Genomic DNA, 11,701 nt, shown 5'->3' on the forward strand with positions numbered 1-11,701 from the left:
ACGGCGCGCAAAGGACCAAATAGCCTGCCATGCAAAGCGAAAACCCTTTCGTCGCCGATTTCGTGAAGATGATGAACGGCGCTGCCGGCACGCTGGCCGGCGTCGGCCGCGAAGCGCGCGACAATGCGCGCGAGCGTTTCCGTGAATTCCTGGGCGACATGGACTTCGTCAGCCGCGAGGAATTCGAGGCGGTGAAGGAAATGGCGGCTACCGCGCGCGGTGAGATCGAGGATCTCAAGGCCCGTATCGCCAAGCTCGAAGGCAAGTCGGGCGAGTGATCGCCGGCAGGGGCAGACTTTGACGAGCCTGCCTCTCATCACCTTGCTTCGCGTTCTCTGAACCCTCACAAGCCGCAGCCATGCAGTTGCGCGGGTCTGCCATCGTCTGTGCCACCCGTCCTCACGGCGAAACCGCGGCCATCGCCCGGTTGCTGACCGAAGAGGGCGGTCTGGTCGGTGCCTATGTCGCCGGCGGGCGCGGGCGGCAGCTGCGTCCGGTGCTGATCCCGGGCAATCTTGTCGAAGCCGACTTGCGTTCGAAAAGTGAGGGGCAGCTGCCTTTCGCGCGGATCGAACTGGTCGAATCTCGCGGGCCTTGGCTCAGCGAGCCGCTGCATTCGGCGGGAATCGCCTGGGTGACCGCGCTCGCCGCCGCCGCGCTTCCCGAGCGGCAACCGTTTCCCGCGCTATACCAGGCCCTGGCCGCCGTGCTTGACGCGATCTGCGCTGCACCCTCGGCGCGGGGTTGGGTCATGCCGCTGCTTTCCTTCGAAGTCCTGCTGTTGCGGGAACTGGGCTATGGGGTGCCGGTGGGCCGTCCGGCGGATGACGACTGGGGCGCGATCCTTGCCACTTTCGACCGGCTCGGTCCCGAGCTTGCGCGCTATCCGCTTGCCGAACGGCGTGGAGACGTTATGGGGGCGCGCGTCCTGCTGCGCGAGCGGCTGGCACGAATTCACGGTTAAAGTCCAAGCGGAGAACGTACATGCGCATCGCGGTATTTGCAGGAGACGGGATCGGTCCCGAGGTCACCGAGCAGGCAGTGCGTGTGCTTCAGGCGCTTGAACTTCCCGGTCTTGAACTCGTCGAGGGTGACGTCGGCGGTGTTGCCTATCGCAAGCACGGCCATCCGCTGCCCGCCGAAACGCTGGAGATCGCGCGCTCGGCCGATGCGATCCTGTTCGGCGCGGTGGGCGATTTCTCGTGCGACCATCTGGAACGCCACCTGCGCCCCGAACAGGCCATTCTCGGCCTGCGCAAGGAGCTGGGCCTCTTTGCCAATTTGCGCCCGGCGCGCGTGTTCCCGGGTCTGGAAGACCTGACCACGCTGCGCGAGGAAGTCGCCGCAACGATCGACCTGCTGATCGTGCGCGAGCTCAACGGTGACGTGTACTTCGGCGAGAAGGGCATCCGCACGCTGGAAGACGGCCGCCGTCAGGGCTGGGACATGATGTCCTACGCCGAAGACGAAGTGCGCCGCATCGCCCATGCCGCTTTCCAGGCGGCGATGACCCGTTCCAAGAAGCTCTGCTCGGTGGACAAGGCCAATGTCCTGGAAACCTCGCAGCTCTGGCGCGATGTGGTGATTGAGGTGGCCAAGGAATACCCCGAGGTCGAACTCAGCCACATGTACGTCGACAACGCGGCGATGCAGCTGGTGAAGAACCCCGGCCAGTTCGACGTGATCGTCACCGGCAACCTGTTCGGCGACATTCTTTCCGATCAGGCCTCGATGTGCGTGGGCTCGATCGGCCTGCTCGCGTCGGCCAGCCTTGCCGAAGGCTCCTATGGCCTTTATGAGCCGATCCACGGTTCGGCGCCGGATATCGCCGGCAAGGGGCTTGCCAATCCGATGGCGACGATCCTGTCTGCAGCCATGCTGCTGCGCCACTCGCTCGGCCTCGAGGCAGAGGCGGTGCGGATCGAGGCCGCGGTGGCGAAGACGCTGGCCGACGGGATCAAGGGCGGCGATCTTGGCGGCAGCGCGGGCACCCGCGAGATCGGTGATGCCGTGCTGGCCCGTCTGTAATCAGGCGTCTTTGACCGCGACTAAGGTTTCTTCAGGTTTACCACGTAAAACAGGGCGCATGACCATTACCCCTACCGATCTTGCACAGGCCGTAGACGTCGCCGCAGCTCAGGCATCCAAGCCGCTTGAGCTGGCCGTCGTCCTGCCGACCTACAACGAGCGCAAGAACCTCGCGACGATGATCGACCGGCTCGACAAGGCGCTCAAGGGCGTTTCGTGGGAGGCGATCTTCGTCGACGACAACAGCCCGGACGGCACCTCGGACGAGGCGCGCAGCCTCTCGCTGCGCGATCCGCGCGTGCGCTGCATCCAGCGCATCGGCCGCCGGGGCCTTGCCAGCGCCGCGATCGAGGGCATGTGCTCCACGGCCGCGCCGGTGGTTGCGGTGATGGACGCCGACCACCAGCACGATCCCGAACTGCTGCCGCTGATGCTGAAGGCGATTACTTCGGGCGAGTATGACCTTGCCTATGCCTCGCGCTTTGCCGAAGGTGCCAGCACCGAGGCCTGGGGGCGTCCCGACCGCGTCAAGGCGTCGGGCTTTGCCAACAGGATCGCCAACAAGGTCACCGGTGTCGATCTCACCGACCCGATGAGCGGTTTCTTCATGCTGCAGACCAAGACTCTCCGGGCCGACGCGCATCGGCTCTCGGGCGTGGGTTTCAAGATCCTGCTCGACATTCTCGCGACGGTGGACACGCCGCTGCGGGTCAAGGAGTTTCCCCTGAACTTCGCCGCGCGCGCGGAAGGCGAGAGCAAGCTGGACAGGACGGTCGTGTTCGAATTCCTCGTTGGTCTTTACGACAAGTGGCTCGGCCGCTTCATTCCCACCCGCTTCGCGCTGTTCGGCACGGTCGGCGGCCTGGGCGCGGTGCTGCACATGACGGTGCTGGCGCTGGTCCTGCACCTGTTCGGCGCGGACTTCGCGATGAGCCACTATCCCAAGGAAGCGGCCTTCATCACCGGCCAGACGATCGCGGCCATCGTCGCGATGACGTTCAACTTCGTGCTGAACAACGAACTGACTTATGCCGACAAGCGTCTGCGCGGCTTCGGCCCGCTGGTGCGCGGCTGGGCGCAGTTCGCGCTGACGTGCGCTTTCGGCATGATCGCCAATATCGGCGCATCGACCGCGCTCGTCCGCATCGGTTTCCATGACTATGCGGCGGCGATCATCGGCATCGTGCTGGCTTCGGTCTGGAACTTCGCGCTGTCGAACAAGTTCGTCTGGGGCAAGTACTGAGACTTGCGAGCCGGCTGTTTTCGGTCGGTTCTTCTGATCTCGTTTCGCAAACGCGCGCCGTTCCTCGGCGCGCGTTTGTCGTTTCAGGGCTCTTGATCGCGTTTGCCCAGGGCGTTTCGAGTCGCCCGGCAGTCCGGTGTTTCTCCCGCGTCCGCAAATGGGGGAGAAGACCATCATATTTCACGTATCGATCGATGCGCGCGATCCGCCGCTGATCGAGGTGGACACACCTGGTGGCCGTGACGCTGCGGAAGCTGGAAGGCGATGCTTGGCCCCAGGGAACGAGCGGCATCGCATCATCGCCTGAACTTCAGCGCCAGCTCGGCAGCCACATCCAGAAATTGTAGGTCTCGTCGCTTGGCAGCGGCAGGCCCGAGATGATCGGGAAGAACAGCACGAACATGCCGAGCGAGGCCGCCATCGACAGTGTTCCCAGCTTGCGCCAGCGGTCCTTGCGCTGCCACAGCGCGTCGAGCGCGAAGGCCAGCAGTGCCATCAGGAACGCGCCCGGCAGCAGATAGTGGTAGTAGAACTGCACCGGCTTGCCGTTCACCGCCCAGATCATCAGTGTGGCGGCATAGAGCAGGCAAAACGCGGCGATGTCGCCCCGGCGGCGGAACAGCGCGGCCCACAGGCCCCAGAAGAACGCCGCGAGGCCCGCCAGCATCGAGACGGGATTGCCCAGCATCACGATGCCGCGGTGGGCGCCGTCGATGTTCTTGAACAGGTACCAGATCACCCGCCAGTCGGCCGCCCACTGGTACCAGAAGCTCCGGTAGGGGTGCGGTTTCTTCACGCTGTCCTGCAGGCGCACCATCAGTTCGTGCTGGCCGATGAAATCGTAGGGCGAGAGCGTCAGGCGGGCGTAGAACATCGCCGGCGCATAAGTCGCCCAGTAGACCGCGAGCGGCAGCAGGCCGAGCCAGAACACCGCTTCGAGCAGCGAGACGCCGGGGATCGGCCCCGCGCCGCGCTTGCCGACGAACTTCCAGCCGGTTTCCTTCACGCGCAGCACGAAAAAGCACAGGCCCGGCATGACGAGCGCCGGGGCGCTGCTCCACTTGGCGCCGAGCGAAAGACCCATGGCGATGCCGGCGGCGGCAAGCCGCAGCCGTGCCGCACGGGTGGTCCTGGCGCCCAGCGCCGCCGCGAACTGCCACAGCGCGATCATGCAGAGCCCCGCCTCGATCATGTCGAGCATGGCGATGCGGCTCTGCACGAACCACATGAAGTTGGTCGCCAGCAGCACGATCGCGGTGATCGTCGCGCGGCGCCGGTGCGAGGCGTGCCAGACCAGGCGGCCGAAGGCGAAGAGGCCTGCCGTGCCCAGCAGCAGGGGCCCGAGCCGCCATGCCAGCGGGCGGTCGCCGAGGACGTGGATGAAGGCGGCGATCACTTCCTTGCCGAACAGCGGGTGCTCGCGATTCGTCGGGATCAGCTTCAGCATCTTCAGCGAAGCCGGGACGTAGTGGACCTCGTCGAAGTAATAGGCGCCCGGCGTGGAGATCCGCCACAGCGCAAGGATGAAGAAAAGCGCGGTGACGACAAGGCACCAGCCGAGCGGGTCACGATTGTTGCGGGAAGCGATCGGCTGCATTTGGGCGCGGAATACGGAGGATATGGGGCGACTGCAAGCGGTGGTTGAACCGCCTCTAACGATGGCAGAACGGCACCTGAGGTCAGTACGGGCGCTTGCATCGGCGTCCGCGCGATCCTAGAGGCTTGGGCCATGAAACGCACGACCGGACAGGACCGCACCAAGACCCGCAACTGGCGTCCCGCCACCCGCGCAATCCGCGGTGGCACCTGGCGCTCGGAAATGGGGGAGACCAGCGAAGCGCTGTTCCTCACCTCGGGCTTCACTTATGACGATGCCGCCACCGTTGCCGCCCGCTTCATGGGCGAGGACGACGGCATGACCTATTCGCGTCTCCAGAACCCGACCGTGCAGATGCTGGAAGAGCGCATCGCCCTGCTCGAAGGCGCCGAGGCGTGCCGCACGCAGGCATCGGGCATGGCGGCGATGACCGCTGCGCTGCTCTGCCAGCTTTCGGCGGGCGACCACATGGTTTCTGCGCGCGCCGCCTTCGGTTCGTGCCGCTGGCTGGGCGACAGCCTGCTGCCGCGCTTCGGTGTCGACGTGACGGTGGTCGACGCCACCGACCTGTCGGCGTGGGAAGCGGCGATCCGCCCCAACACCAAGGTGTTCTTCTTCGAGACCCCGGCCAACCCGACGATGGACATCGCCGACCTTGCCGGCATCGCCGAGATCGCCCGCGCCCACGGCATCACCACCGTGGTCGACAATGCCTTCTGCAGCCCGGCGCTGCAGCGTCCGCTCGAATTCGGCATCGACGTGGTGGCCTATTCCGCCACCAAGCTGATGGACGGGCAGGGCCGCGTGCTGGCCGGTGCCGTGTGCGGCAGCGAGGAATTCATCAACGACAAGCTGCTGCCGTTCCAGCGCAACACCGGCCCGAACCTTTCGCCGTTCAACGCCTGGGTTGTGCTGAAGGGGCTGGAGACGCTGGACCTTCGTGCAAAGCGCCAGAGCGAGAACGCGCTCAAGGTGGGTGAGTTCGTGGCCGGCCGCGTGCCCAGAATCCTGCACCCCTGGCTCGACAGCCATCCGCGCCAGGCGCTGGCGATGAAGCAGATGGACGCCTGCGGCCCGATCTTCTCCTTCGTGCTCGACGGCGGCCGCGCACAGGCGCATGCGCTGCTCGACGCGCTGGAACTGATCGACATCTCCAACAACATCGGCGACTCGCGTTCGCTGATGTGCCACCCCGCGTCCTCGACCCACCACAACATGGGGCCGGAAGGGCGCGAGGCGATGGGCATCGGCGAAGGCATGCTGCGCATCAACGTCGGGCTGGAAGATCCCGAGGATCTGATCGCCGATCTCGATCAGGCGCTGACGAAGGCGGGCCTCTGAGCGCCGCCCAGCCTGGGGCCGACGCCGCGGCGTTTCTCGCCGCGATCGTCGAGTCGAGCGACGATGCCATCGTCGGCAAGTCGCTCGACGGCACCATCCTGAGCTGGAACCACGCGGCCGAACGCATCTTCGGCTGGCCCGCCGCAGAGATCGTCGGGATGAACGTGCGCACGCTGATCCCCGAGGACCGTCAGGCCGAGGAAGACGCGATCATCGCCAGCATCATGCGGGGCGAGCATGTGCCGACATTCGAGACGGTGCGCCGCCGCAAGGACGGCAGCGCGGTCGACGTCGCGGTCACCGTCTCGCCAGTGCGCGACGCCGGGGGCACGGTCTTTGCCGCCAGCAAGATCGCGCGCGACATCGGCCCCAAGAAGCGGACGCTGCGCCTGCTGGAAGACAGCGAGGCGCGGCTGTCGATGCTGGCCGACAACATGGCGCAGCTGGCATGGATCGCGGGCAGCGACGGCAAGGTCATCTGGCGCAACAAGCGCTGGTTCGACTATACCGGCACCACGCCCGAGGAAATGGAGCGTGGCGGCCGCCAGTCGGTGCAGCACCCTGACCATATCGGACCGGTGAACGCGCGCTTTCGCGCCCATCTCGCCTCGGGCGAGGACTGGGAGGATACCTTCCCGCTGCGCAGCGCCAGCGGGGAATGGCGCTGGTTCCTCTCGCGCGCGACCGCCATTCGCGACGATCAGGGCCGCATCGCCTACTGGTTCGGCACCAATACCGACGTCACCGCCATGCGCGATGCCGAAGAGCGGATCGAGCTGCTGCTGCAGGAAGTGAACCATCGCAGCAAGAACATGCTGGCGATCATCCAGTCGCTCGCGCGCCGCACCGACGTGGCCCGCCCCGATTTTCTCCAGCGGCTGGAGCAGCGCATCCAGGGGCTTTCCGCCAATCAGGACCTGCTGGTGCGGCGGGCCTGGTCGCCGGTCCCGGTCTGCGAGATGGTCGAGGTGCAGCTGCGCTCGTTCGGCGAGGCCGCCTCGCAGGTCGAGTGCCGGGGCCCCGAGGTCATGCTCTCGCCGTCGGCGGCGGAAGCGCTGGCCATGGCGATCCACGAGATGGGCACCAATGCGCACAAGTACGGCGCGCTCTCGGTGCCCGGTGGGCGCGTGCTGGTCGCCTGGACCCTTGATGAGGCTGACGGCGCGCGTGACACGGCGCAGGGCGGCACGGCACCGGGCTTCCGCATCTCGTGGCGCGAGAGCGGCGGTCCGCCGGTGGCGCCGCCGGCCAAGCTCGGCTTCGGATCGCGCATCATCGTCGACGTGCCGCGCGTCAAGCTCAGCGCGCAGGTGACCACCACTTACGAGCCGGGCGGCTTTGTCTGGGAGCTTGCCTGCACGCTCTCGGCAATTTCGTGATCCACCGGAAAATTATCGCGCAATTTGTGGAACCCTCTGGGTAGTTCTATGAGTTGTCGACTTGTCGAATGACCGATAGGCTGGCCGTGTCATGAAGGAACTTTTCCAACATACTGCCGTGACCGATGGGGTGACCGTGCGTGTCGCGGTGAACTTCCTGCCCGAGCAGTCGCGCATCGAGGCGGGCAAGTGGTTCTGGGTCTATCACATCCGCATCGAGAACGATTCGGATGACAGCCTGCAGCTCATGACCCGCCACTGGCGCATCACCGATGGCAACGGCGACGTCAATCTGGTCGAGGGCGAGGGCGTGGTGGGCGAACAGCCGCTGATCCGGCCCGGCCGCAGCCACGACTATGTCTCGGGATGCCCGCTCTCGACGCCGCAAGGCTCGATGGAAGGGTTCTACACCTTCCTGCGCAGCGACGGCAGCGAATTGCAGGCGCAGATCCCGCTGTTCCCGCTGGCGGCGCCGGCAACCGCAGGCTGAGCCACGTCCTTGCCCGTTCCCGTTCCAGCGCCTAGGGAAGCGCCATGAAGCGGACGCACCTGCCCCTCAATGCCCTGCGCGTGTTCGATGCAGCGGCCCGTCACCTCTCCTTCACCCGCGCGGCGGACGAGCTGGCGGTGACGCCGGCCGCGGTCGGCCAGCAGATTCGCGCGCTGGAGGACCTGCTCGGCGTCGTGCTGTTCCGCCGCACCAGCAAGGGGCTGGAACTGACCGACGAGGCCGGTTCGGGCCTGGCGGCGCTGCGTACCGGCTTCCTCCATTTCGAGGATGCGGTGCAGGCGATGCAGGCGGGCCAGTCCAGCCACGTCTACACGATCGCCGCCCCGCGCGAATTCTTCGCCGCCTGGCTGGCGCCGCGCCTCGCCGCGTTCCGCGCGGCCAATCCGCAAGTGCGCTATATCGTCGTCGACGGCGAACTGACCGATTTCACCGAAGCCAATCTCGACCTTGCGGTGCGCTGGACCGATGGGCCCGGCGATCTTGAAGGCCTGGCGCTGGGTGCGGCCGAATGGGTCGAACTGGGCCGCGGCGACTGGATCGGCTGGCCGGGCGATCCCGCGCCCGAGAGCGAGGCGGCGTCCGACGGCGAGGAGAGCCAGCCGGCGATCCAGGTCGCCGATGCCGGGCAGGCGGTGGCTGCTGCCCTGTCCGGGCTGGGCCGGGTGCGGGTGCCCGCGCTGCTGGCCGAAGGGCTGGCGGCGGGGACCTCGGTGGAGGTCGGCCCGGTCACCCCGTGCCGCCGCGCCTACTGGCTGGTCGCGCCGCTGCCGCAGTGGCGCCAGAAGAAGGTCAAGGAACTGGTCGCCGCGCTGACCGAGGGGTGATCGCCCCCCGGCCGAGCGGGACAGGACAGGCGGGGCCCGGTGCGAACCGGGCCCCGCTGCGTTTGGGGGGTATTCGCGGGACGGGCTGTCATACCGATCCAAGCTGCTGATGCGTCAGCATCACGGCAGCCTGGTATCAGAAGCCGAGGTCCTCGATCGGCCCGTCGAAATTGCCGCCCAGCTTGTGGGCGGCGCTGGCCAGCTGGTCCTGCGGCACGCCCTTGAGGTAGCCGTCGATGATCCGCTGGTAATTGCTGATCAGCCCTTCGACGTCTTTCGAGAGGCGCATGAACTCGAAGCCGGTCGCGTGCAGGCCCTTCTGCTGGATCGGGATGTTCGAATAGTCCTGGCGCGGGATCGGCGGGAAGTCCGGGCTGTTGTAGGGCAGCACGGTGGGCTCCATCACCGTTTCCATGTCGCTGTCCTCGGGCACGTAGGTCAGCGACCAGATCTCGAAGAAGCAGGTCTCCGGCCCTGTCGGGCGGATCCGGTAGGCCGACATCGAGGTGAAGTAGGGCAGCAGGAAGTAGTGGGGGAACAGGAACTCCACCGCCTTCACCGGGTGCGTCTGCGCCACCGTGCAGAGGTCCGGCACCGGCTCGCCGCGCGCTTTGAGCTGCTCGGTGATCTGGTGCATGACGATGCCCAGCCAGTGGAACATCGCCATGTTCTGGTCTTCGGGCAGGCCTTCCTCGATGCCGACGAGGCCGCGCGCGATCTCCACTTCCTTCTCGTGGACCATGCCCGCCATGCCTTCGCTCAGCAGGGCCATGGAATTGACCTGCAATTCCTGGTTCTCGCGGTAGGAGAGGTGGGGTTCGGCCATGATCGGCACCGGGCCGCGCGGGGTCTTGTACATCGAATCGTACATCATCGGCGCGGCATGCTGCAGCTGCGGGTGCGTCTGCATCACATGGTAGCCTTCCATGAAGGCCTCCATCGCGATCTTCCAGTTGGCCGGAAGCTCGGCGGCAAAGCACCATTCGGCGCGCATCTTGTCGAGATTGCGGGCTTCGAGATTGGCGGCGATGGGGCCCAGCGAATCCCGCACCGAGGGGGCGTCGTCGTCGTGGTTGATCCACACGCAGCCGATGAAGGTCTCGGCGCGGCAGGGGATCAGGTTGATGTCGTCGGCATCGAGCTGGCGGTCGGAGAACAGGTGCTTGCCGTAGACCTGGGTGGATTCGCCGTCCATGTTCCAGCGCCAGCCGTGGAATGGGCAGACGAAGCCGGATTTCTTGCAGTTGCCGTGGGCCTGCCCGGTGCCGCCCGCGAAAGGCACGCCGCGGTGGCGGCAGGCGTTGTGGAACGCCTTCACGCCGCTGGTCGTGCGCACGACGATGACCGACTTGCCGACGTTCTCGTACTCGATCCAGTCGCCCACCTCGGGGATCTGTTCCTCGCGGCAGGCCATCTGCCAGACATGGGGCCACAAGTGGTCCAGCTCGGCCTGGTAGAACTCGGCATCGTAGTAGCGCAGGACCGGGATCCGTTCGGGATCGTCGATCGGATAGGGGACGGACCGCAGCCCGCCGTCGACAGATTTCAGCACTCCGACACCTCTCGGATTGTTCTTTGTTCGTATTGAACGAATGTACAACCCTGAGGCGGGCAGGCAATGGCGCGCAGGCGCGCGGGGCATCGCGGGCGCGCTAAGTTGGGGCATGGCGGGGCCGGGCCCCGGCTGCGCCCGAGCCGTGCATCGCCTGCGCGAATTGCGGCCGGGGGGTGTCCCCAAGCACGGAAATTCTCCCTAGGACCGCGGCAAGAACATATTCCGGGAGTTCACAGGCCATGGCATTCAAGACCCGCGTCACCGAGATGCTCGGCATCGAGCATCCGATCGTGCAGGGCGGCATGCAGGGGGTGGGGCTGGCCGAACTGGCCAGCGCGGTGTCCAATGCCGGCGGCCTCGGCACGCTGACCGCGCTGACCCAGCCGAGCCCCGCCGCGCTGCGCGCCGAGATCGAGCGCTGCCGCGCGATGACCGACAAGCCCTTCGCGGTGAACATCACCGTGTTCCCGACATTGCTGCCGCCCGACTACAAGGCTTATGCCGAGGCCGCGCTCGACGGCGGGGTCCGGATCATCGAGACCGCCGGCACCCAGCAGGTGCGCGAGATCTGGGACCTCGTGAAGCCCCACGGGGTCACCGTGATCCACAAGTGCACCGCCGTGCGCCACGCGCTCTCGGCCGAGAAGCACGGCTGCGACATCATCTCGATCGACGGTTTCGAATGCGCCGGCCACCCCGGCGAGGACGACATTCCCGGCCTGATCCTGATCCCCACGGCGGCGGACAAGGTTAAGATCCCGATGCTGGCGAGCGGCGGCTTCGGCGACGGGCGCGGCCTTGCCGCGGCGCTGGCGCTGGGCGCGGAGGGCATCAACATGGGCACGCGCTTCTGCGCCACGCAGGAGGCCCCGATCCACGACAACGTCAAGGCGCGCTACATCGAGAACGACGAGCGCGGTACCAACCTCATCTTCCGCAAGTTCAAGAACACCGCCCGCGTCGGCAAGAACGCGGTGTCCGACGAAGTGGTGGAGATCTCGGCCCGGCCCGAGTCCACCTTCGAGGACATCAAGCACCTCGTCGCCGGGGCGGTCGGCCGCGAACTGCTGCAGAGCGGCGATCTTACCAAGGGCATCTTCTGGGCCGGCATGGTGCAAGGGCTGATCCACGACCTGCCGACCTGCAAGGACCTGATCGAGCGGATCGTCGCCGATGCCGAAGCGATCGTCCGTGGCCGCCTTGGCCAGATGCTGGCCTGACCG

Annotated in this window: 11 protein-coding genes; 9 read left to right on the forward strand and 2 right to left on the reverse strand. The window is 66.5% G+C overall.

Annotation, left to right across the window (positions count from 1 at the left end; genetic code table 11):
• The first annotated feature begins 29 nt into the window (after window positions 1-29).
• The 4 genes from OKA11_RS05325 (at window position 30) to OKA11_RS05340 (ending at window position 3,271) form a co-directional block, all read left to right on the forward strand.
• On the forward strand, window positions 30-278 hold the full coding sequence (locus OKA11_RS05325; protein ID WP_142634745.1) for an accessory factor UbiK family protein: 249 nt from the start codon (window positions 30-32) through the stop codon (window positions 276-278).
• A gap of 80 nt (window positions 279-358) precedes the next feature.
• The gene (recO, locus tag OKA11_RS05330) at window positions 359-964 is read left to right on the forward strand and encodes a DNA repair protein RecO (protein ID WP_267219176.1); all 606 of its coding nucleotides are present in this window, start codon (window positions 359-361) and stop codon (window positions 962-964) included.
• A 20-nt stretch (window positions 965-984) separates the two neighbouring features.
• Window positions 985-2,028, forward strand: a complete 1,044-nt coding sequence (gene leuB / locus OKA11_RS05335) for a 3-isopropylmalate dehydrogenase (protein ID WP_267219177.1) — start codon at window positions 985-987, stop codon at window positions 2,026-2,028.
• Window positions 2,029-2,086: 58 nt separating this feature from the next.
• Window positions 2,087-3,271, forward strand: coding sequence for a glycosyltransferase (locus OKA11_RS05340; protein WP_267219178.1), 1,185 nt, complete (start codon window positions 2,087-2,089; stop codon window positions 3,269-3,271).
• A gap of 310 nt (window positions 3,272-3,581) precedes the next feature.
• On the opposite strand, the gene OKA11_RS05345 is transcribed toward OKA11_RS05340, so the two are convergent.
• Complete coding sequence (locus OKA11_RS05345) at window positions 3,582-4,868, reverse strand: phospholipid carrier-dependent glycosyltransferase (RefSeq protein ID WP_267219179.1); 1,287 nt, start codon at window positions 4,866-4,868, stop codon at window positions 3,582-3,584.
• Between the two features lie 132 nt (window positions 4,869-5,000).
• Here OKA11_RS05345 and OKA11_RS05350 point away from each other — a divergent pair, with 132 nt between their 5' ends.
• The 4 genes from OKA11_RS05350 (at window position 5,001) to OKA11_RS05365 (ending at window position 8,923) form a co-directional block, all read left to right on the forward strand.
• Window positions 5,001-6,209 carry a trans-sulfuration enzyme family protein gene (locus tag OKA11_RS05350; RefSeq protein WP_142634735.1) on the forward strand — a complete coding sequence of 403 codons (1,209 nt, stop codon included), beginning with the start codon at window positions 5,001-5,003 and terminating at the stop codon, window positions 6,207-6,209.
• Window positions 6,206-7,588, forward strand: coding sequence for a PAS domain S-box protein (locus tag OKA11_RS05355; RefSeq protein ID WP_267219340.1), 1,383 nt, complete (start codon window positions 6,206-6,208; stop codon window positions 7,586-7,588). Before OKA11_RS05350 ends, OKA11_RS05355 begins: the two co-directional genes overlap by 4 nt.
• Before the next feature lie 91 nt (window positions 7,589-7,679).
• Complete coding sequence (gene apaG, locus OKA11_RS05360; protein WP_142634733.1) at window positions 7,680-8,078, forward strand: Co2+/Mg2+ efflux protein ApaG; 399 nt, start codon at window positions 7,680-7,682, stop codon at window positions 8,076-8,078.
• 44 nt (window positions 8,079-8,122) lie between these two features.
• Window positions 8,123-8,923: a LysR family transcriptional regulator gene (locus OKA11_RS05365; protein WP_267219180.1), complete on the forward strand. Its 801-nt coding sequence runs from the start codon at window positions 8,123-8,125 to the stop codon at window positions 8,921-8,923.
• Window positions 8,924-9,059: 136 nt separating this feature from the next.
• Here the strand turns inward: OKA11_RS05365 and OKA11_RS05370 are convergent, their stop codons facing one another.
• A complete protein-coding gene (locus tag OKA11_RS05370) occupies window positions 9,060-10,475 on the reverse strand; it encodes an aromatic ring-hydroxylating oxygenase subunit alpha (protein ID WP_267219181.1) in 1,416 nt (471 codons plus the stop codon).
• Between the two features lie 242 nt (window positions 10,476-10,717).
• Here OKA11_RS05370 and OKA11_RS05375 point away from each other — a divergent pair, with 242 nt between their 5' ends.
• Window positions 10,718-11,698, forward strand: coding sequence for an NAD(P)H-dependent flavin oxidoreductase (locus tag OKA11_RS05375; protein ID WP_267219182.1), 981 nt, complete (start codon window positions 10,718-10,720; stop codon window positions 11,696-11,698).
• Window positions 11,699-11,701: the final 3 nt, after the last annotated feature.

Source organism: Novosphingobium clariflavum, from assembly GCF_026420865.1.
Classification (GTDB): domain Bacteria; phylum Pseudomonadota; class Alphaproteobacteria; order Sphingomonadales; family Sphingomonadaceae; genus Novosphingobium; species Novosphingobium clariflavum.